The 21,208-nt window shown below is 71.3% G+C and carries 14 protein-coding genes and 1 pseudogene; 1 reads left to right on the forward strand and 14 read right to left on the reverse strand.

The genetic code is table 11. The features are described 5' to 3' along the window. Positions 1-210: 210 nt before the first annotated feature. A complete protein-coding gene (locus Q0994_RS33380; RefSeq protein WP_299542391.1) occupies positions 211-828 on the reverse strand; it encodes a helix-turn-helix domain-containing protein in 618 nt (205 codons plus the stop codon). A gap of 83 nt (positions 829-911) precedes the next feature. On the opposite strand from Q0994_RS33380, the gene Q0994_RS33385 reads away from it, so the two are divergent. Then, entirely contained in the window at positions 912-1,943 is a 1,032-nt protein-coding gene (locus Q0994_RS33385) for an NAD(P)/FAD-dependent oxidoreductase (protein ID WP_299542393.1), read from the forward strand. Positions 1,944-2,874: 931 nt separating this feature from the next. Here Q0994_RS33385 and Q0994_RS33390 read toward each other — a convergent pair. From Q0994_RS33390 to Q0994_RS33450, 13 genes and pseudogenes are all read right to left on the reverse strand, one after another. Next, a complete protein-coding gene (locus tag Q0994_RS33390) occupies positions 2,875-5,166 on the reverse strand; it encodes a M20/M25/M40 family metallo-hydrolase (protein ID WP_299542395.1) in 2,292 nt (763 codons plus the stop codon). Further along, a complete protein-coding gene (locus Q0994_RS33395; RefSeq protein WP_299542397.1) occupies positions 5,163-6,917 on the reverse strand; it encodes a non-ribosomal peptide synthetase in 1,755 nt (584 codons plus the stop codon). The genes Q0994_RS33390 and Q0994_RS33395 overlap by 4 nt, the downstream gene beginning before the upstream one ends. Continuing rightward, positions 6,914-10,210 carry an amino acid adenylation domain-containing protein gene (locus Q0994_RS33400; RefSeq protein WP_299542399.1) on the reverse strand — a complete coding sequence of 1,099 codons (3,297 nt, stop codon included), beginning with the start codon at positions 10,208-10,210 and terminating at the stop codon, positions 6,914-6,916. Before Q0994_RS33400 ends, Q0994_RS33395 begins: the two co-directional genes overlap by 4 nt. Then, positions 10,207-11,022 (reverse strand): class I SAM-dependent methyltransferase, encoded by an 816-nt coding sequence (locus Q0994_RS33405; protein WP_299542401.1) that lies wholly within the window; start codon positions 11,020-11,022, stop codon positions 10,207-10,209. The genes Q0994_RS33400 and Q0994_RS33405 overlap by 4 nt, the downstream gene beginning before the upstream one ends. Before the next feature lie 12 nt (positions 11,023-11,034). Beyond that, the gene (locus tag Q0994_RS33410; RefSeq protein ID WP_299542403.1) at positions 11,035-12,108 is read right to left on the reverse strand and encodes an ornithine cyclodeaminase family protein; all 1,074 of its coding nucleotides are present in this window, start codon (positions 12,106-12,108) and stop codon (positions 11,035-11,037) included. A 66-nt stretch (positions 12,109-12,174) separates the two neighbouring features. Continuing rightward, positions 12,175-13,449, reverse strand: a complete 1,275-nt coding sequence (locus tag Q0994_RS33415; protein ID WP_299542405.1) for an MFS transporter — start codon at positions 13,447-13,449, stop codon at positions 12,175-12,177. Beyond that, positions 13,446-14,498 (reverse strand): pyridoxal-phosphate dependent enzyme, encoded by a 1,053-nt coding sequence (locus Q0994_RS33420; RefSeq protein ID WP_299542406.1) that lies wholly within the window; start codon positions 14,496-14,498, stop codon positions 13,446-13,448. The genes Q0994_RS33415 and Q0994_RS33420 overlap by 4 nt, the downstream gene beginning before the upstream one ends. 362 nt (positions 14,499-14,860) lie before the next feature. After that, positions 14,861-14,953: pseudogene (locus Q0994_RS33425) on the reverse strand (IS5/IS1182 family transposase); the annotation flags it as partial. A gap of 349 nt (positions 14,954-15,302) precedes the next feature. After that, positions 15,303-16,082: a PIG-L deacetylase family protein gene (locus Q0994_RS33430; protein WP_299542408.1), complete on the reverse strand. Its 780-nt coding sequence runs from the start codon at positions 16,080-16,082 to the stop codon at positions 15,303-15,305. Between the two features lie 748 nt (positions 16,083-16,830). Continuing rightward, positions 16,831-17,238, reverse strand: coding sequence for a hypothetical protein (locus tag Q0994_RS33435; RefSeq protein ID WP_299542410.1), 408 nt, complete (start codon positions 17,236-17,238; stop codon positions 16,831-16,833). Positions 17,239-17,410: 172 nt separating this feature from the next. Further along, positions 17,411-17,908 (reverse strand): hypothetical protein, encoded by a 498-nt coding sequence (locus tag Q0994_RS33440; protein WP_299542413.1) that lies wholly within the window; start codon positions 17,906-17,908, stop codon positions 17,411-17,413. A gap of 400 nt (positions 17,909-18,308) precedes the next feature. Then, a complete protein-coding gene (locus Q0994_RS33445; RefSeq protein WP_299542415.1) occupies positions 18,309-18,632 on the reverse strand; it encodes a hypothetical protein in 324 nt (107 codons plus the stop codon). Between the two features lie 844 nt (positions 18,633-19,476). Further along, positions 19,477-21,208, reverse strand: a 1,732-nt coding sequence (locus Q0994_RS33450; protein ID WP_299542417.1) for a tetratricopeptide repeat protein, incomplete at its 5' end; no start/stop codon positions are given.

Consider the following 21,208-nt stretch of genomic DNA (forward strand, 5'->3'; position numbering starts at 1 on the left):
CCCTCGCCGCATGAAAGAGACCAACACCCCCGGAACCGGCAGCACGGGATTGACGAACTACATAGAGGCACCCCCCCCGCAGGCACGACACGAGTCGGCCGTGGGCGACGGCGCTGACCAGGTACGCGAGCAGCACGGCGAGCAGAGCCCGGTGACGGGCCTGGCCCAACGCCACGACCATCCCGCAGTGCCGGGCCCGTACGACGGGTATCACTCTGCGTGATTCTCGGCAGGTGACTCCTCCCACGACGTGACCACACGCATCCGCTCGCCCTGCGCGCCGAAGAGGCTCAGGAACTCGACGGGCTGCTCACCCGCGTTGCCCAGTGCATGGGGCTTTCGGGTGTCGAACTCCGTGGCCTCCCCGGCCGCGAGGACCACCTGCCGGGTGCCGGCGGTGACACGCAGCCGCCCATGCAGGACGTAGACCCAGCTATGGCCCCGATGGGCGTGGAGTCCGTGGCCGGAGGCGGTCGTCGCCCCCGTCGGCAGCACGTGCTTGTGTGCGTGCGGGCCGCCGTAGTGTCGGACCAGGGGCAGCACCATCTGGTCCTGCCCGGACACGGCGACCGGCCGCAGATGAATGCGCGGGTCACCTCCCGGCGGCGCACCGACCAGTTCGTCGAGCGGCAGCCCGTAGGCCTTCGAGAGGGGCAGCAGGAGGTCGAGCGTGTACTTGCGCTGTCCCGACTCCAGCCGCGACAGCGTGCTCGCGGAGATGCCGGTGCGTTCGCTGATGGCGTCCAGCGTCGCGCCACGCTGCTGCCGAAGCGCCCGCAGCCGCCCGCCGACCGAGCGCAGCACATCCTCCAGTTCATCGTGGTTCACCCTCGTATCTTGCCAGGTCGGCAAGGTGCCTTGGGTGCGGCCGGTGACCGCCCGCAAGATCACCGCCAAGCGAAAGGAACACCATGGAACACACGCACAGCGTCAACCGGCGGACGACCGACGAGCAGACGGACAGGCTCCACGACGTCGTGGTGATCGGCGGCGGCGCGGCCGGCCTGAACGCGGCGCTCACCCTCGGACGCGCCCGCCGTACCGTCCTGCTCATCGACGCCGGGCAGCAGCGCAACGCCCCCGCGCACAGCATGCACAACTACCTCGGCCACGAAGGCATCGCTCCCGCCGACTTCCTCGCTCTCGCCCGGCGCGAGGCCGCACGCTTCGGCGCGCGATCCGTCCAGGCGTCCGTCGTCTCCGCGAAGCGTGCCTCGAAGGGGCACTTCGAGGCCGTACTCGACGACGACACCGTCGTACGGGCGCGCCGGCTGCTGCTGACCACCGGTCTGGCGGACGAACTCCCCGACGTACCCGGCCTCGCCGAGCGCTGGGCGCGAGAGGTGCTCCACTGTCCCTACTGCCACGGCTGGGAGGTGCGTGACCGGACGATCGGCGTCCTGTCCACCGGTCCGGTGGGGGTCGAGCAGGCATTGCTGTGGAGTCAGTGGAGCAGCGACATCACCTTGTTCACGCACAGCGGCCCGCCGCTCGACGACGCGGCACGCGCCCGTCTCGCCGCCAGAGACATCCGGGTCGTGGAGGGCCTGGTGGCGCACCTCGATGTGCACGGGGGCCGGCTGCGCGGTGTCGTACTGGCCGACGGGCCGCAACGGGAGGTGGCTCTGAGCCACCTGGTGGTCGCCCCCCGCTTCACCGCACGCGTCGAGGGGCTGGCAGGCCTGGACGTCCAGACCACCGAACTGTGGCTCTTCGGACAGCTCGCGGGCCGTTACGTGGTGACGAATCCGCAGGGAGCGACCAGCACGCCGGGCGTGTACGCGGCGGGCAACGTCACCAACCTCACGGAGACCGCCATCGGCTCGGCGGCCGCCGGCCTGAAGGCGGCGGCCGCGCTCAACCTGGACCTCATCACCGAGGACACCCAGCGGGCCATCGACGCAGCGGCCCCGCACGGCGTGCGACAGGGGCACCGCGACTGATGTCGTGACAGCGGTACCCCGCGGTGCCCGTCCGCAGTGGCCGTCCGTGCGACGGTCACTGCGGACGCCGATTTCGGGCGCTGCTCTCCTCCTTGCGGAGGTTTGCTGTTCTGACGGCCACGCCGAGCGGTAGCCCGTAGCCCGTCAGAGAGAGATGCGACTGCGGCACCACCCACGGTGTCCAGCAGAACGTCGACGCCGCCGTCGGCAGCCGTTGCCGCGAGGGTGTCTGGCCCCTGGCCGACGAGGATGTCGTGCGCGGCGTAGAGTACGGCAGCAGCTTTGGTGGGGGTACGGGCGGCGGCGAGTACGGTAGCGCCTGCTAGCGCGGCCGGCTGCACAGTCATGGACGCCACTGCACCGGAGGCTCCCGCGACAGGCACCCGGTCACCGTGGTCGACTCGGCCGACCGGATCGACCGCGGCCCAGCCGGTCGTCATGGGCGAGTAGCACGTGGCCGCCAAAGCTGCGTCGATCCGTTCAGTGATCACGCGCACCCCGGCGACGGGAACCGACACCTGGCTGGGCCAGGTAGCTGGCCGTTCCAGGTCGACGTCGGCACCGCGCACCAGAACCCGGCGCCCCACAAGCCCGACCTCCCCCGCCGGTCACCCTGCCGATACCGGTTGTGCCCGGGGTGAAGGGCAGCTCGGGCCGGTAGGCATGCCTCACTCCTCGGTTGTCGCACCCGGCGCAGCGGGATTGGCTCAGTACGGGGAAGCCGGGTGGCACCAGAAAAACCTGGGATCGGATGGCGGCAGCTACACCGCCTTGCGCCGATATGCCGCGCGTGCAGCCGGCGTTCGTACGCGTGGCGGCTGAAGTGGCCGTCGGTGCCGCGCCTGTCGGCGGGAAACTGTCCCTGCGCCGAACGGCTGCGGGTCGGTGCGGGAGTGCCGTGTACGACGCTCCCGCACCGAACCCGCGGGACTCAGGCTCCGGCGCGCAGCCCCGCCAGGAGCTGATAGACCGTCTCCGTGCCCTGCCGCAGGGCCTCGACCCCGATGTGCTCGTCCGTACCGTGCATACGCTTGAGCATGTCCCGGTTCACGGTGAACGGGTACATGCCGTAGACCGGTACGTTCTGCTCGCGGAACGGCACCGCGCTGGTCACGGCCTCGAACTGGCAGGCTGTCGCCCGCACCCCGGGATGCGTCCGCCGCACGGCGTTCTGCCAGGCGCGGAAGACGTCCGTGTCGTGGGTGGAGTCCGGAACCGCCAGATAGCCGCGCAGCCGCTCGACAGCCTGCTCCTCGCTCTCGCCGGCGTTGCCGACCACCGTCAGAGTGGCCCGGTTGCCGATCAGGGAGCGCAGTTCGGCGACGATTCGCCCGGGGTCGTCGCCACCGGGCAGGAAAGCCGCCCGGAACTCCGCGGTCGCCGTGCCGGGCACGATACTCGGGTAGTAGCCGGCCTTGGCCGAGGTGAATGCCAGGGTGGTGCGGAGCATCGCGTTGTGCAGCTCGGGCGTGTCGCTGAGCCGTACGACTGCCTCGCCCGCCCGGTTCCGTCGCGCCTCGGAGCGCGCGTCGAGCATCTCCCGTACGGCGGCGGCCAGCGCCGGGTCCGCGGTTGCCCGGGCGAGCTCGGCGAAGTACGTCCGTGACAGCGTGTTCGGGCGGATGGCGGCCCGCCAGCCGCCGAGCTGTTCCAGTACCTCGCCCAGTCGGATCACGGCCTGCCCGCTGAACGGCTTGGAGGTGTGCGTGGCGTACGAGGCCGCTTCCAGCCGCAGCAGCAGGGAGCGCTTGTCGTTGCAGGTCAGCGTAGCGATCATGGGTGTGGTGCCGTCACGCTGGTTGAGCACCCAGCCGCCCTCGGTGAGGACCGCTCCGGCCTGCACCTTGCCCGGGTGTTCGGTGAGCAGCCAACGGACGCCGTACGGACCCTGTTCCTCGTCGCAGTCGGACCAGAAGACGATGTCCCGGTCGAATCGCGTGCCCTGCCGCACATGGCGCAGCAGGGCGGCGACGAAAGCGGCGTTGACCCCCTTCATGTCGAGGGCACCCCGGCCGAACAGCATGCCCCCAGCCGTCTCCCCGGTGAACGGCTCCCGCGTCCACGCGTCCCCGATCGCGGGGACCACGTCCGAGTGGCCGAGCAGGATCAGGGGCTTCTCGCGCACGGGGCCGGCGGCGGGGACGCGGGCGAAGAAGTGGACGTTGCCCTCCTTGGGGGTCGGCACGATCTCGGTGGCGACCCCGGCCGCTTGGAAGACCCCTTCCAGCATCCGTGCGTGCGGCAGGGTGATCGCGCCGTCCCCTGGGTTGCTCGTGTTCTGCCGGATCATCGCGACGGCGAGCTCCACCGGATCGGTGGGATCGCCGTCGAAGGCGCGGCTTCCGGTCCCGCCGCCCCCGGCCGCCGTCCGCTGTGCGGCAGCGGCCTTCGGCGCGGTGACTGTCGTCGTCCCGAGCGCGAGCACGGTGCCCGAGACGACCGCCGCGCCGCTGCCGAGCACGGTCCTTCTGGACGGACCGGCAGCTCGTACGAGGCCGTCCAGACAGGCGGACAGGACCCCTGCCGGATTCTCCTGGTGGGCGTAGTGGCCGCCCTCCACGGGCAGCACCGTGCAGTCCGCGGTGGTCCACTCGCGCCACCGTCGGACGGCCGCCTCCGACACGTGCGGATCCTCAACGGCCCACACCGCCCGCAGCGAGACGTGCGCGGCGCCGCTCACGCGGCCGGCATAGTGGGCGGCCAACATCATATCGGCCCGAACGGGAGGCAGCAGCACCTCCTCGAACTCGGGATCGGCCAGCAGTTCGGGGTCCGTCAGCCCGGTCTCGGTCGCGAACGCGCGGGCGTCGTCGAGCGTCACCTTGCCGCCCGAACCGGCGAAGTCACCCGGGGACTGTCCGGCCACCACGCACAGCCGCTCCACCGGCACCCCGGTCTCCAGCAGCCGGCGGCAGACCTCGAACGCCAGCAGCGCACCGAGACTCACACCGATCAGCACCATGCGCCTGCCCGTCGCCAGCGCCCGCACCTCGGCGGCCACCGCGTCCGCGTACACGGCCATGTCGACGACGGGTTCCTCGTCCACCCGGGTGCCTCTGCCGGGCGGTGTGACCAGCACCAGAGCCATGCCGTGGGGCAGCCGCCCGTGCCAGCTCGCGAACGTAGAGCCGTGCGCGCCGGTGGGTGCGAAGCAGACCACGAGCGTGTCGGCCGGGCCGTCGTTCTTCTCCTCGTCGAGGATTCTCAGCCAGGGGATGTTCATCCGCGCTCCTCCTTCTGGGCCTCGCGGCAGAGTGCGGCGATCGCGCCGACGGTGGGTGCGCCGAGTATCCGGCGCAGGGGGATGCGCCGACCGGCGGTCTTCGTAAGCCGGTTGGCGAGCCGGACGGCGAGCAGCGAGTGGCCTCCGGCGTCGAAGAAGTTCTGGTCCACGTCGGCGGGGGGACTACCGAGCAGTTCCTCCCAGAGGGCCGCGACGGCGGCCTCGGTGGCGTCGGACGGAGTGAAGCCTGCCGGCCGCTCCTGTCCGATGTCCGCCACGAGCGTGCGCAGCCCGGCGCGGTGCAGCTTGCCGTTGGGCCCCAGCGGAAGCCGTGGCACCTGCTGGACGCGTGTCGGCAGCATGTAGTCGGGCAGCCGGTCGCGCAGATATCCGCGCAGGGCCGTGGCGCTCACCTCCTCCTCGGCCGTGACGCAGGCGACGATCCGCGGCTCGCCGTCGTCGAGGTCCGCGTACGCCCCGGCGTCGGTGACGCCGGGTGCCTTGCGGAGGGTGGACTCGATCTCCTCCAGCTCCACACGGTAGCCGCGCACCTTGATCTGGTTGTCGGCGCGGCCGGTGATCTCCAGCGCCCCGTCCGGGAGATGACGGCCCCGGTCACCGGTCCGGTAGTGGCGCACTCCCTGGTCGTCGACGGTGAAGCGGTCCTCGCCGTCGCCGCCGAGATAGCCGAGGGCCAGCGGCGGCCCGCAGACCCACACCTCACCCGTCACACCAGGGGGCAGCCGGCGGCCGTGCCGGTCGCGGACCGAGATCGACGCTCCCGCCACCGCGCCGCCGACCGGCACACGTGCGGCGTCCTCGGGCAGGGCGGCCGTGTCGTACGCGGCGACGTTGGAGGCGGTCTCGGTCATGCCGTACAGATTGAGGAGCGTGGCCCCGGGCCAGACCTCCCTGAAGCGGTGAACGGTTCGTACGGGCAGGCTGTCGGCACCGCTGGTCACCAGCACCGGCCGGTGGGAACCGGAGAGCTTCGAGCTCTCCTCCAGGAGCCCGCCGATCAGCTGCGGGGTGAGGAAGAGATGGGTGATCCGCTGCTCGGCGACGACGGCGGCGAACAGCACCGGGTCGAGGAGCTCTTCGGTGCTGAGCACGACCGACGGGACGCCCTGGAGCAGGCCACCGAGCAGCTCCCAGGGCGAGGCGACGAGCGCCAGTGACTTCTGCACTGCCAGCACCGCGTTCTCGGGGAACGGGTGGTCCTCCCACATCCACTCCAGCCGGCCGCGGACGGAACGGTAACTGATCCGTACGCCCTTGGGGTTCCCGGTGGTGCCGGAGGTGTAGACGACGTGGAACAGCGCGTCGTCGTCCGGCTCCTGTTCGGGCCCTTGGTGCACCGGGCCCTCCGCGACCGGGGCCAGCCGGACGCGGGGCGCGTCCAGCGTGGGAAACTGATCGAGCCCCGGCTCGGCCAGCACGGCCTGCGGCCCCGTCTCCTCCACCATGCGGCGCTGGCGCCGCACGGGGATCGCCGGATCCAGCCCGAGATAGGCCGCGCCGGTCTTCAGAACGGCGAGCACCCCGGCGACCGCGGCGGGACCGCGCTGCGCGGCGAGCGCGACCAAGGAGCCGGGCCCCGTGCCCTTGGCGGCGAGCTGTGCGGCCAGCCGGCCGCTCCACTCGTCGAGCTCGCGGTAGGTGAGCGTGGTGCCGGTGTGGCGCAGGGCGACGGCCTCGGGGCGGGCCGCCACCTGCGCGGCGAAGCGTTGCAGCAGGGTCGGGGTGGTCATGATGGTCCGCCTCCGGGCAGCAGGTCGAGGGATCGGATGGCAGTGTGCGCGGCGCGCCGCGGGTCGGTGAGGGCCCTCAACGCGATCAACGTGGACTCCAGGACGTTGCGCGCGACCGGTTCGTCGAGCAGCTCCTGCTGGTAGGCGTACTGGAGCAGCAGCCGATCCGGGCCGTGCGGCTGCACGTAGAGGGCGCAGTCGTACTTCGTGTAGCCGGTTTCCAGTTCGACGAAGCGGAAGCCGACGCCGTCGGCGGTGGTCGCGCGGGCCGGGTACGGCAGCATGTTCAGCATCGTCTGGAAGACGGGGGTCGCCGCCGAGCTCCTGGAGGCGGCCGGCAGCTGACGCAGCGTCCAGCCGAAGGGATGGTCCGCGGCGGCGTACGCGTCGTACACCGTGTCGCGCACCAGGGCGGTGAACTCGGCGAGCGTCGCGGCCGGGTCGATGCGCAGCCGCAGCGGCAGCATCGCGAGCATGAAGGCGGGCACATCGGCCGTCTCCGGCCGCTCCCGACCCGCCATCGGCGCTCCGACGACGACCTCGTCGGCGTCGCCGTAATAACCGAGCGTCAGCGCGTACGCGGCCAGCAGCGGTACGAACGGCGTCGCGGACGCGGACAGCGCGGTCTCCCGCAGCCGTTGCGACAGAGTCTCGTCCAGCACGGCCTCGGTGATCGCACCCCGGTAGGTGGGCGCGGCCGGACGCTGCTTCTGCGCGATCTGGAGCACCGGAAGATCGCCCGCGAGCTGCCGCAGCCAGTACCGGCCCGCCTCGGCCGTCTCCTCGGCGGCCAGCACCCGATCGAGGTGGTCGAGGTAGCGGTCGTAGCGGGTGGAGCGCTCGGGGTCGGGCGCGGCCGGACGCCGTTCGTACAACTCGGCCAGCCGTTGGAAGAGGACGGTGGCGCCCCAGCCGTCGAGCAGGAGCTCATGCATGGTGACCAGCACGCGGTGCTGTCCATCCGGCAGCTTGAACAGCCCGGCGCGCAGCCCCGGCGCGGCCAGCAGGTCGAAGGGGCGGGCGGCCTCCTCGGCCGCCAGCCGTCGGTACGCGTCCGCCGTGACCTCCCGCGGCCGCTTTGGCAGCGGCACGTCCCAGTGCGGGAAGTGGTGCACCACTTCGTCCCCCTGCGCCTCGTCCGGCTCGGCGAACCGGGCGAGCAGCAGCGGATTCTCGGCCAGCAGCAGCCGCCAGGCGGCAGCCAGGCGGGGGACGTCCAGCGGACCGTCCAGCTCCAGGGAGCCCTGGTAGCTGTAGTAGGGACTCCGCGGATCCAGCCGCCAGTGGAAGTACACGCCCGCCTGCTGCGGAGTGAGCGGGCGGCTGCGCGGAGCGTCCCGGACATGATCGGTGCCGGCGCTTCTGCGGGCGGGCGCGATCCGGGTGCCGAGAGCAGCGAGCGCGGCCGGGCTGCCGTTGCGCAGCACCTCGCGCAGGCTCACCGCCGATCCCGTGTCCCGCAGCCGTGCGACCAGCCGCATGGCCTGCAGTGAGTCGCCGCCCAGCTCCAGGAACGAGTCGTCGCGGCCGACCTGCCCGCTGCCCAGCAGTTCGGCGACGAGCCCGGCGATCGCGGCCTCGGCCTCATTGCGCGGCGGACTGAAGGGACGAGTGCCGGGGCGGCGTCGGCGCGGCGGTGCGGGCAGGGCCTTGTAGTCGGTCTTGCCGTTGCGGGTGAGCGGCAGCCGTGGAAGCACCACGAACGTGTGCGGCACCATCGGCGCGGGCAGCCGCTCGGTCAGATGGGCGCGCAGCGCCTCCTCCGCCACCTCCCCGCCGGGGGTCGTGACGTACGCGACCAGCCGCTGGTGGCCCACCGCCGGAGCGTGGGCACTCTCGCGGGCCACCAGCGCGCCCTCGTCGCCGTCGGTGTGTACGGCGACCGCGCAGGCGGCCACCGCGGGGTGGGCGCCGAGCTCCGCCTCGATCTCGGCGAGCTCCATGCGGACGCCGCCTAGCTTCACCTGCCGGTCGACCCGGCCCAGATACTCCAACTGGCCGTCCGGCAGCACCCGCACCGCGTCGCCGGTGCGGTACAACCGCCCGCCGCCCTCCGTGAACGGGTCGGCGAAGAAGGCGAGCGCGGTCCGCTCCGGGTCGCCCAGATAGCCGCGGCCCACGACGAGGCCGCCGACGAACAGCTCGCCCGTCTCCCCGTGGTCGCAGGCGTGCCACCGCCCGTCCTCGGCGCGCAGGACGTACAGCGCGGCGTTGCCGACCGGAGTGCCGATCGGCAGATGGCGTACGTCGGGGCCGGGCGCGCCGAGGACGGCGTGGGTGACGTCGTCCGAACACTCCGTGGGGCCGTAGGCGTTGAGCAGCGAAATGCCGGGAAGGGCTTCGTGCCACCGGCGGGCCAGAGCGGGCGGCAGTTCCTCGCCGGTGGCGATCATCCAGCGCAGCGCGCCGGGCCGGATCCCCGCGCTCTGCTGGGCGTCCAGCAGGAAGCGGATCAGCGTGGGCACGGTCTCCAGGACGGTGGTCCCGCTCCGGCGTACCGCCTCCAGCAGCAGCGCGCCGTCCCGGGCCTGGTCGTCGCTGAAGATCTGGACGCGGCCGCCGACGAGCAGCGGTGCCAGCATCTGCCAGACGGAGATGTCGAAGCTCAGCGGCGCGGTCTGCGCCAGGCGGTCGGCGGCGGTCATCTTGAGGTCGTCGACCTTGGCCCACAGGTGGTTGAGCATTCCCGCGTGTTCGACGACCGCGGCTTTGGGGCGGCCGGTCGATCCCGAGGTGTACAGGACGTAACGCACTTCGTCGGCGGGCGGCGGTGACGGCCGCGTGCGGCGGGCGGCCGCGGGTGCCGGGGAGGCGGTGCGCACGCCGGCCGCCTGAGCGCCCTTGACCAGTTCGCCACGGTCTGCGGGCCCGCCGACCGTGAGCAGCAGCACCGCGCCGCTGTCCCTCAGCAGCCCGTCGACGCGGGCGGCGGGCCAGCTCGCGTCGACAGGCAGATAGACGGCGCCCAGCAGCTCCAGCGCGAGGAAGGCGCAGACGACATCGGCGCCGCGACGGCCGCCAACCGCGACGATCTGCCCGCCGGTGACACCCGCTGCGGCCAGTTGGGCGGCGATCCGCTGCATCCGGTCGGCCAACTCACCGTAGCTGACACTTTGTTCGCCGTCCTCGATCGCCGTGCGATCGGGCCGGGCGACCGCATGCCGTTCCACGTGGGCGTGGACGCCCTCGCCCAGCGGGTACGGCTCGCTACGGGTCAGCGCCGCGGCGACGGCCCGCTCCCGGGCCCCTTCGGCCAGCGGCAGCGAGGGATAGTGTGTCGGCAGAGCGGTCACAGGGATCCCTTCTTCTCCGCGAGGACGAGCAGATACTCGACGGGGACTCCGGTTCCCCGCTCGTCCGTGGTGTGGAAGCCCTCGGTCATCTCGACCATCTCGGCGCGCAGCTCCTTCCAGCGCGACGACGGGGAGATCGTGTTCTTCGCGGCGATGCACGGACCGAAGCAGTTCTCGAAGAAGGCGACCAGGTCCTCGGCGGTCGCGAACGGGTAGAACAGCTCCCTGCGTTCTGCGGTGACGGTGAAGGAGGCGCCGAACAGCTCGGCAAGGTAGTCCGCCGAGCCCCACAGCATCGGCTGCCCCTGATGACCGTTGGGCGAAGGGAAATAGGCAGACAGAATCTCCTGGAAGTGCGCCGTCCAACTGCGCGCCGTCCAGTTGCACATCCCGATCCGGCCGCCGGGGCGCAGCACCCGGGCCATCTCTCCGGAGGAGGCGGCATGGTCGGGCGCGAACTGCACCCCGTAGGTGGAAGTCACCAGGTCGAACGAGCCGTCGGCGAAGGGAAGCTCCTGAGCGTCCCCGCGGTGCAGCTCCACCTCCACTCCCGCCTCGGCGAAGCGCTCGCGGGCATCGGAGAAGAACTCGTCCGTCAGATCGAGCCCGGTCACCACCGATCCGCGCTGCGCGGACAGCAGCGCCACGTTGCCGTTGCCGGTGGCGACATCGAGATGGCGGCAGCCGGGCTCGGGGCCGAGCCGTCCGACCAGCTCGGCCGCGCCCGGGCGCAGCAGGTCGGCCACGTGCCGGTACTCCCCGTACGACCACATGGTGCGGTTGATTTCCTGGACATTGAGGTCGATGGCCATGATGCGTCCCCCTCAGAGCGTGAGCCGGGTGCCGAGGCCGGCGGCCTCGGCGCGAGCGTGTATACGGTCGGCGACGGCGACATCGAGGATCGACATGCCGAAGGGATTGCTGATAATGATCTCGTCCTGGCGGTGGCGGCCCGGGTGACGGCCGGCGAGCACGTCGCCGAGGGTGGCGTCCACCCGGCGCGCGCCGGGCTGTGCGGTCACCCCGTCCCGAGGGGCGCCGTCGGGGCCGAGCAGGGTGCCCGCCCGGTGCATCCGGCCGAGAAGACGGCGCGGGTCGTCGCGCACCAGGCTCCAGTCGTCGACGATCACCGTGTCGGCGGCGAGCACCACCCCCTCGGTGAGGTCGTCCAGCGAGACGTGGCAGACCAGCGCGCCGGGCCGCAGCCAGTCGGGCTCGATGTACCCCTGCGTCACCGTGGTGACGGGCACGACGAGTTCGGCGTCCCGCACCGCCTCTCGTGCGCTCTCCGCCCGCACGGTCTCGACCTTCGCGCCGCCGGGCAGCGAGGCGACGTACGCGGCGAGGGCATCGGCGCGTTCGGGCGTCACGTCGTAGAGCGCCAGGGCGCGCAGGGTCGGCACGGTGCGCAGCAACAGCGCAGCATGCGCCTGGGCGAGGGCACCACAGCCGACGAGTGCCAGCCGCTGCGGGGACCTCACCGCCAGGTGGCGCACGGCCAGCGCGGTCACCGCCGCGGTGCGCATGGCGCTGATGTACGCCGCCTCCATCAGGGCGACGGGCCGTGCCGTCTCCGGGTCGAGCAGCAGGGTGAAGCCCTGGGAGCGCGGAATACCTCGTGCCGGATTGCCCAGTGAGGCGTTGATCGTCTTCAGGCCGACGACGGGCGGGCGGCCGGCCTCGAGCAGCGCGCCGGGCATCGCCAGCAGCCGGGCCGAGTCGCCCCGCGGGGTCGTCCAGCCGAGGTAGGCCTCCTCGGGGAGGACCGACTGCCCCGCGCTGTGCAGCGTCAGCGCTTCGGCCACCGTCTGCACGACGTCCACGCCCCGGGCGGCCTCGACGACGTCCGCGCGCGTCAGATGGAGGAAGGGACTGTCTGGGTACTGATCGAAGTCCATGGCGAGCGGGGCCTCCTTGGCCGGGGTGGGAATGCTCGGACGGGGGACGGCCCAACAGGCCGCAGTTCAGCGGCCGGTACGCGCCTTTCGTTCGTCTGCGCGTTCCGCCGGCAGGGCCGTCCCGGCACGGCGCGCCCCTCGCAGCGCTGCGAGGGGGACGAACGCGCCCGCCAGCAGCACACAGGCGAGCGCGATCCAGCCGGCCTTGCCGAGGGCGAGCACCACACCCGTCATCAGGACCGGGCCCGCGACCCGGTTGGCGACGGTGCGGCTGGTGTTGAACAGCACCAGGTAGGCGCTGCGCGCCCCCTCGGGGGCCAGATCGAAGGAGAGCGTCCAGGACGCGCCGACCTGCAGCAGCTCGGCGAAGGTCAACAGCACGACCGCGCCGCCCATCGTCAGCAGTGCGCCGCGCGTGCCGAAGCCCGGCGCGGCGGCGAACGCCAGCGCGCCGCAGCTCAGCAGCGCCGCCGCCGTCGCGTACGACAACCAGGCCCGACGCGTCGTGTTGGAGCAGCGGTTGAGGGGGTACTGGAGAGCGATGCAGAGCACGGTGTTGACGGCGTAGAGGATGCCGACGTAGCGCTCCGGCACCTCGGTGGCGGTCACCAGCCACAGCGGGAACGCCACGTTGAGCACCGGCATCCACAGCGACACCAGCGCGTTGTACGTGATGAAGCCCAGCAGCCGCCAGTCCTTGAGCAATTGCCGTACGCCCGTCGTCCCGACGCTGCCGGCCGAGCCCTCGTCGCGTGCGGTGGCGAACACCGCGGCCACGATGACGTAGGCGACCGCGCCACCGATCAGCAGCGGCCGGAACGCGCCGTGCGAGCCCGAACCCAGGGCGACTCCGGCGATCAGCCCTCCCAGACTGATGCCCAGATTGACGACGGTGCGCTGGACGGCCATCACCCTCGCGCGCAAACTGTCCGGTGCCCGCGCGCCGACATACGCCTGCACCAGAGCGGGCGAGGACTGCTCGGTGACGGCGACGAGGGAGACGACCAGCAGGAAACTCCACCAGCCGTCCACCCACAGATAGCCGATGGTTGCCAAGGAGCGCAGGAGCATCACACCGATCAGCACGGATTTGGGGCCGAAGCGTTCGGCCAGCCGGGCGATGGGCAGGGCGGCGAAAAGAGCGGTCGCGCCGCCGATCGTCAATCCGATGCCCACGGACGAGGTGCTGAGATGGGCGACCTTGACGAAGTAGATGGTCGACACGGCGAGGAACAGGCCGGTCCCGGTCCATTCGATCAAGGTCGCGCCCTGCACCAGCGGAAGGAACTGCCGGTAGTCGCGGCCGCTCTCGCGCCGTCCTGGCGTGATGCTCGTACTCATAGTCGCTGGTGCTCCAGGTGGTGCGGTTGCCGCCGTGTGAAGAACAAGCCCTCATGGCGCAGCTGTCTCGTCGTGGCGGCTATCTGTTCGGCGATGCCCTGTTCGCTCGCCCAGTCGTCGGAGTAGAGAGTCTCGCGGTACTTCTCGCCACCGTCGGCGGCCACACAGACCGAGAGTCCCCGTGGCGCGGGATCGTCCACCAGATCGGTGACCACCGCGCGCACGGCGCAGCCGCTGGACCCGCCGAGCGCGAGCCCCAGGTCCTCGGCCATGATCCGGCAGACGGTGATCGCCTCGACGTCGTCGACCCGCACGAGGCGGTCGTAGCTGTCCGCGCCCTTCAGGAAGGCGGAGGGGCGGCTGGCCCCGATGCCCGGTATCAGCCGGCGTCCCGCGCTTCCGGCGACGGCCAGTGAACCGCGTACGTCGACGGCGACCGGGGCGACGTCGGGGCGGTGCTCGCGCAGATGGGAGGCGATGCCGGCGAGGGTCCCGCCGGTGGAGACAGGGACGTAGACCGCGTCGAGCCCAGCACCCGCGTCTTCGGTGATCTCCGGGCCCGTGGTGGTGCGATGCACCTCGGGAGCGGCCCAGTTCTCATACTGGTTGGGCCAGCGGTAGCCGGGGTTCTGGGCCAGCAGCTCGCGCACGGTGCGCAGCCTGCTCAGCAGATAGCCGCCTTGGCCGTCCGGCTCGTCGACCACCAGGACGCGCGCGCCGTAGGCCTCGAGCATGCGGCGAGTGACGGGCGGAGTCTTGAGGTCGACCACGGCGAGCAAGGTGCAGTCGAGGGCGCGCAGTAATCGGGCCAGCGCCAGGCCGAGATTCCCGGAGGTCGACTCGACCACCACGGTGCCCGGGGTCAGCGGTTGCTCGTGGTGCAGGGCCTGCAGGAGTCCTACGGCGCTGCGGTCCTTGACCGAACCGCTGGGACCGTGCCCCTCCAGCTTCAGTGCCAGCCGGCGCGAACGTCCCTGGTGAGTAACGGTGAGGTGGAGTAACGGAGTCCTGCCGAGAGCCCGCTCCAGGACAGGCTTGACACGCGACATCGCTTCCCCCTCAGTTCGGCACCGCCGTGAACCGAATGCGAGAAGACCTTAGGCACCAGCCCCCAGAAGTAAGCAACGACATAACTATTGCGCCTGACGAAATCTGGCTGGAATCCCCGCGGGCGGTTCTCGGCCATCGTGCGTCCCCCACTCGGCGACCTGTGCCGACGATGGTCCGACGGGCGTGCCCGGAGGAGACCAAAGACCTGAGGGACGCTCAGAATGGCCGACTCCGATCTCACCTGCGGAAGGAACACGCCCGAAAGCAGCCGGAGGCGGGTACGTGCTGCCGACGGTGGCTCTTCCGAAGGGCCGCTCGAGTGCTGTTGTTGCCGGGTTATTGCCTTCGGGGGGTGAGGTGCGCGTCGGGTGGAACATCTGGCTCGCCGGAGTGGTCGCAGGGCTTTGAGTTGCGCGAAGGCGCGCTCTCCAGGGGCTCTGAGCCGGGCGTGGTCCGTCCCTGGTTGAACTCGGGCTGGGTGAACCGGGCCGTGCCGGCTGTCGCGCTCGGCACCCACCACCCTGCGCACGCGACGGCGCCTCCGGCACCACCCGCTGGAACAACTCCCACCACTCGTCCGGCACCAGCCGCTCAACGATCCCCGCGATGACTCGCAGAGTACCGAACTCGCCCACATGAGATGGCTTCTCAGTTGGCCTCATGTCGCAGTTTCCGGTGCGGAGCCGGCGTACACCTTCGGCATGATCGCGCCGAGGGCGCACCTGACGGCGAGCGCGTCCAGCTCGCTCCGGCGAGCTGTGACCCGTTCCGAACGTGCTGCGGAACCATGGGACGGCGGTCGGTCAGGCGACGAGCCGGTGAGGGTCACCCGGCGCGGGGCCGGGGGTGAGCCGGGTGAAGGACTCGGTGCGGATGATCTCGTCGCGTTCTGCTTCGGGCAGGCGGGCGAGCAGGCCGGGCAGGGGCCGCTCGCGGGCGGCTTCGCTGCGGTGCGCGAGGATCGCCGCCATCTTCACCGCGGCCCAGGGTGAAACATCGACGGTCGCGGTCACGTAAGCATCCGGCACCGTGAGCAGGGTCTTCCCGACGCTCCGCAACAGCGGCCCGAGCCGGTCCACACCGGATTCCGAGTGCGTGGCCGCGTACAGGGCCGCCGGCTGCCACGGCTCGCCGGCGTCGGGAAACAGGTGCGGCAGCCCGGCGGCCTCGACGGCGAGGAGTGTGATCTGGTGGGCGCGCCGGTGGTCCGGGTGCCCGGTGAGCTGGCCCAGGGCGTCGTGGCCGATGACGATGTCGGGCCGGACCTCGCGGATGTGCGCTACCAGGCGGCCGACGGCTTCGTCGAGGGGCGCGTCGATGAGGCGCCCGGCACCGTCGGGTGCCGAGGCGGGGTTGCGGGCATCGGCGTAGCCGAGCAACCGCGGGGCCCCGGCGCCCAGGACGTTCAGGGCCTCGGCGAGTTCGGGGGCTCGGTGGCTGTCGGCTGTCCAGGTAACGGTGACGACTGCGGTGCGGGCGCCGACGGCGGCGTGCTGGGCGAGCACGCCGCCGGCGAGGAGGGATTCATCGTCCGGGTGGGCGAACACTCCGAGCAGGGAGGGAGCGGCGGTCGGTTGCGTCACGAGGGCCTCCGGGCGGTCAGGGCGTGGGGACGGGGGGTGTGGGTGAGCTCTTGGGCCCGGCGGGCGATGAGGGGGCGAGGGCGGGGTGGACGCCGCGGGAGCAGGCCGGGAGGCGATGGGCCATGCGCAGCCGGCAGCCCCCGGCCCATGGCCCCAGGGTGCGGCCCTGCCACCCCCACGCCTCCGGCCCGAAGCGGACACCCGGAACTGCTTCGCGTCAACAGCGTGCGCGCGCCGCATCCGGTCAGGCTCCTCGCGCTCCGCCCGAACACCGCCTGTCGCACGACCCGTTCCACCATCACACCCCTTCGTCGACGACGTCAGCCACAGGACGCTCAACGGAACCGGGCAGCACCGCGTCACGCCCCGGCATCGGAACACCAAGCGGCTGTGCAGCTTGTCCAGGACGTCGCCGGCGGACAACGCATCGTCGGGCGTACCGGCCGGGTGGACCGTCAGGACAGGATCGCCGTGCTTGTCGTCGTCTGCGCGCGCATGGCGGTCCCAGGCCCGGACCGTTGCCACCAACCGCTCGGCGAGCGCGGGCCCCTGCTCGCCGAAGGCATGGGCGACCTACTCCCACCCCTTGTGTTCCGGGCGGTCGCCGTCCTTGGTCCGGAGGTAGGCGAGCGAGGCCTCGCCGACGATCGCCGGGCGACGCGGTCCTTTGCGATGCCGGTCACCCACTCCTCCGGGTCCTGACGGGCAGCCAGGCGACAGAGAACCCGCAGGGCGGTGGCCCGTACAGCTACGGGGAGCCGAAACAGGAGTTCGCCGCCCCCATGGTGCAGAACGTACGAGAGGGTCTCACCTGCCCGTCGCTCTGAGTACAGCGTGCCGCCCGCCGCTGAGGGCGGGTGGCTTTGCTTTCGGATGCGCTCTCCTGGGTGCTGTGGCCGTGCATGGGCCCGGTGCCAGGCCGGTGGTGGAGCCCGAGACTGATCAGCGCTGTGATCGTGAAGGCGGCGACCTGGTAGAGCATGGCGTGCCGGAACGCGGTGTCAGCATCGGCGGCGGGGCCGTGCACCAGGGCCAGGACCTGGGTGAACACCGACGCGGTGAAGGCGCCGAACGCGGCTCCGCCGACGGCCAGCACGGGCAGTGCCGCCTGGCGTCCTGTCGCCGAGCCGACGAGGGGGGCCGGCGCCAGGCACATCCCGGCGAGGACAGGGAGGCGACGGTGAGCACCGTCGGCCCGTGCCGGCGGGTGAGAGCGGGCGCGGCTCTGCCGACGACGGCGCCGGCGGCGAACGGTGCCGACATCGCCCTCCCGTAATCGGGGGGCGCCGTGGTGGTGCGCGCCATGCGGCGGCGGCGATTCGGCCGGCTCAGTCGGGAACTCCTGGCATGCCCCACCGGGCGCTTCTTTCCTGGACGCGGGCGCTCGGGCACGTACTCCGCCACGTCGTGAGTGCTGGAGAGCGGCCAGGGCGCCCGAAGAAGATCCGCTTCCCGCGCAGGCGCAGGCGCAGCTTCGCCGAGTCGACGACGTTGTCATGGATGATGAGGACCCTGACCACCTGGCCGGGGTCGTGTTCGGTTGTCCGTCCGCCGGCCTGCCGGATCCGGAGCTTGGGGCGGCCATCGGCCCCGCCGTCGATGATTTTCGCCTCGACCAGGCGCCGCCGGTCCCACACCCGGTACCCGAACTCCGCGAGCACGTAGGCCACCGCCGCACAGACCGCCCACGTGGCACCGGAATACGTCCACAGCATCACGGCGAACAGGCCGGTACAGCCTGCCGTCACCGCGGTACGCCGCAGCCGCGGGCCGATCGGCGTTCCCCTTCGGGCCGCGTCCCAGAGCAGATCCTCGTTGATGGCCATCCCGTCATCATGGGTTCCGCCCGGCGTCGTGAGAAGCCTTGCGGCACGAGCGGAGACCCGAAGGTCGAACTCGCCGTCATGGGAGGGATGTGCGGTCGCGGACGCCGTGTCCAACGCCCTGATGGCTTGCCCGAGCGGGGCGACCCGCTGGGGCCGGCGGCGCGGGCATGTGGATTCCGGCGTTCGCGGGTGGGGATCTACGTCCTGCGCGCGAGGTGTCTGTTCCCCGAGGCCGGTGCAGGGGCGGCGCCGGCGTGTGGGGCGCCGCCACCGGCCCGATGCCCCCGGCCCCGTCGACTCGACTACCTACCACCAGCTCCGGCTAAGCCACGACGTTGTCAACTACCCCTGCAGCAAGGGCATGAGGGCAGTTCGTCCCCACGGAGCTGGCCCAGCGCTCTCACGGGCTGCCCTTGTCATGCAGCGCTGCTGACGATGGGCTGTCGGCGTCTCGCTCGGCCGCCCGTGGGCGGCGGAGCATGATCATCAGGAAGGCGGCTGCGGCGAGGACGGCCCCGAGCGCGATGGACACCGTCGCCGCGTCCGAGATGGTCCGCCAAGTGGAGCCGGCCACGGGACGGCACGTCGGATCACAGTCCCACGCGATCGCCCGATGCCTTCTTACGGACCAGCCCGCGGCCAGTCCGAGGCCGAGAAGCACGACGCCGGTCCAGAACATTCTGCGGACCATGAGCAGGTACCTACGCGAATGGGTATCGAGCATCCCACCAAGGTCCCAGGCGGCGGAGCTCTCGGGCAATACGGTGAAACCGGCCATTACCGGGCAGCAACCCCTGACCCTCGCCAGAAGCCGCCGTTCCGCACCGCCCACATCCCCTCACCGGGGACGTCACCGACCGCACCTGGCGAGGATCCCCTCCCCAGCCCTGCTCGCCCGCGCGGACCGCGGCTTCGCCAGACCGGCGGCCACGAACTTCTGAACGTCTCGTTCGTGCGTCGGCGTGAGGTCCTGGAAGGGCTGTTCGCCGATCACCGGGTCGGGCCGCCGACGCTGTGCCCGTCGACCACGGACCTGGTGGTAGCGGGGGAGTGGCTTCACGAGTGGACCGACGTCCCCGGCGTCGAAGGAATCGTCGCCAAAGCCTTACGGGCCGCCACCGGCCGGGCGTGCGTGCCTGGACCAAGATCCGCTGCCGCGATTCCACCGAGACCCGCATCGGGGCCGTCACCGGCCCGCTGCGCAGCCCTCCGGTGCTGCTGCTGGGACGCTACGACACCGCCGGCCGGCTCCGCCGGGTGGGGGAAGACGGCCCGCTGAAACAAGGTCCCGCGCGCGGCGTCGCCGGACACTTCACACCAGCCGGTCCGGACCACCCGTGGACGGGAGTCCGCTTCACCGCGTCGTGGAACAGCCGCACACCAGGGGAACCGGTCCTCGCCCCCTGTCCTGGTCGCGGGAGTCAGCGTGGACACCTCACAGGACCAGGAGGTCCGGCGTCACCCCGTCCGCTACGAACACATCCGCCTCGACGCCACCCACACAGACGTCCCACTCCTCCGCGGCACGCCCCAACGGCATGCGAGCGAAGCCCGTCCCGCGCTTGCCGCTACGACCCCGCGCCGCGGCGTATCGTGGCGAGGTTGTGGCGGGTGGTGAGGGTGTCGGGGTGTTCGGGGCCACGTCGGCGCTCGACGTCGGCCAGGACCGACTCCATGAGGGTGACGGCTTCGTCGGCCCTCCCTGCTTGGTGGTAGAGCAGGGCGAGGTTGTTGCGACTGATGAGAAGGTGCGGGTGCTCGGGGTCGAGAAGCCGCTTCTGCTCGGTGAGCGTCTGTTCCTGCAGGGAGATCGCTTCGCCGGTTCGGCCCGCGTGCCCATAGGTGAGACTGAGGGTGGCACGGCTGAGGAGCGTGTCGGGGTGCGCGCCACCCAGGGCACGTGCCCTGTCCGCCACCGCGCGTTCTCGCAGAACGGCAGCCTCGGCGGTTCTGCCGACATTCAGGTAGAGAGCGGCGAGGTGGTCGCGGCTCGTGAGGGTGTTGGGGTGGGTGGCACCGAGGATGCGCTCGAAATCGGACAGGGCTGTTTCCTGCAGACTGACGGCGTCGTCGGTCCGGCCCGCCTGAGCGTAGGAAAGGCCGAGGTTGATGCGGCTGACAAGCGTGTCGGGATGGTGAGCACCGAGGACGCGTTCCCGGTCGGTCAGAGTGCGTTCGTGCAGGCTGATGGCTTCCTGAGTTCGTCCTGCCTGTTCGTAGGAGGACGCGAGGTTGCTGCGGGTGGCCAGGGTGTTGGGGTGGTCGGGCCCGAGGATGCGCTCGAAGTCGGCCAAGACTTCTTCCAGCAGACTGATGGCGTTGTTGGTCCGGCCCGTTTGCGCATAGAAGAGGCCGAGGTTGCTGCGGCTGATGAGCGTGCTGGGGTGGGTGGCGCCGAGGATGCGTTCCCGGTCGCTGAGGGTGCGTTCGTACAGTTCTACGGCTTGGTCGGTGCGCCCGTCCGCCCGGTAGCTCTCGGCGAGGTTGTTGCGGGTGGTGAGGGTGTTGGGGTGGTCGCTTCCCAGGATTCGCTCCTGGTCGGCGAGCAGGCGTTCCTGCAGAGTGATGGCCTCGGCGGTTCGTCCTGCCTGTCCGTAGGTGCCGGCGAGGTTGCCGCGGGTGTTCAGGGTGTCGGGGTGGGTGGCGCCGAGAATGCGTTCCCGGTCGCTGAGGGTGCGTTCGTACAGTTTCACGGCTTGGTCGGTGCGCCCGTCCGCCCGGTAGCTCTCGGCGAGGTTGTTGCGCGTGCTCAGAGTGTCGGGGTGATCGTTTCCGAGGATTCGTACCTGGTCAACGAGCAGGCCCTCCGCCAGGGCTATGGCTTCGGCCGCGAGTCCTGCCTGCGCGTACATGAAGGCGAGATTGCCGCGGACCATGAGGGTACTGGGGTGATCCGGGCCCACGGTCCGTTCGTAGTCGGCCAGGACGTGCTCGAGCAAGGTGCGGGCGTCGTCGGTCCGTCCCCGCTCCCCGTAACTGGTTGCGAGGTTGTTGCGGGTGAGGAGGGTGTCGGGGTGGTCGTTTCCGAGGATTCGTTCCCGGTCGGCGAGCAGCCGTTCCTCCAGGGTGTCGGCTTCGGCGGTTCGACCTGCCCGTCTGTAGATATGGCCGAGGTTGCCGCGGGCGGTGAGGGTGTGGGGGTGGTCGGGGCCCAGGGTCCGTTCGTAGTCGGCCAGGACGTGCTCGAGCAAGGTGCGGGCGTCGTCGGTCCGTCCCCGCTCCTCGTAACTGGTTGCGAGGTTGTTGCGGGTGAGGAGGGTGTCGGGGTGGTCGTTTCCGAGGATTCGTTCCCGGTCGGCG

Origin of the sequence: uncultured Streptomyces sp., assembly GCF_947488945.1 — a bacterium.
Lineage (GTDB): Bacteria > Actinomycetota > Actinomycetes > Streptomycetales > Streptomycetaceae > Streptomyces.

Coding starts and splice junctions, on each gene's coding strand:
- Q0994_RS33415 (WP_299542405.1), bottom strand. CDS start 13,449: ATGAGTACGAGCATCACGCCAGGACGGCGCGAGAGCGGCCGCGACTAC.
- Q0994_RS33385 (WP_299542393.1), top strand. CDS start 912: ATGGAACACACGCACAGCGTCAACCGGCGGACGACCGACGAGCAGACG.
- Q0994_RS33435 (WP_299542410.1), bottom strand. CDS start 17,238: ATGTGCCTGGCGCCGGCCCCCCTCGTCGGCTCGGCGACAGGACGCCAG.
- Q0994_RS33445 (WP_299542415.1), bottom strand. CDS start 18,632: ATGCTCGATACCCATTCGCGTAGGTACCTGCTCATGGTCCGCAGAATG.
- Q0994_RS33420 (WP_299542406.1), bottom strand. CDS start 14,498: ATGTCGCGTGTCAAGCCTGTCCTGGAGCGGGCTCTCGGCAGGACTCCG.
- Q0994_RS33390 (WP_299542395.1), bottom strand. CDS start 5,166: ATGAACATCCCCTGGCTGAGAATCCTCGACGAGGAGAAGAACGACGGC.
- Q0994_RS33410 (WP_299542403.1), bottom strand. CDS start 12,108: ATGGACTTCGATCAGTACCCAGACAGTCCCTTCCTCCATCTGACGCGC.
- Q0994_RS33440 (WP_299542413.1), bottom strand. CDS start 17,908: ATGGCCATCAACGAGGATCTGCTCTGGGACGCGGCCCGAAGGGGAACG.
- Q0994_RS33405 (WP_299542401.1), bottom strand. CDS start 11,022: ATGGCCATCGACCTCAATGTCCAGGAAATCAACCGCACCATGTGGTCG.
- Q0994_RS33395 (WP_299542397.1), bottom strand. CDS start 6,917: ATGACCACCCCGACCCTGCTGCAACGCTTCGCCGCGCAGGTGGCGGCC.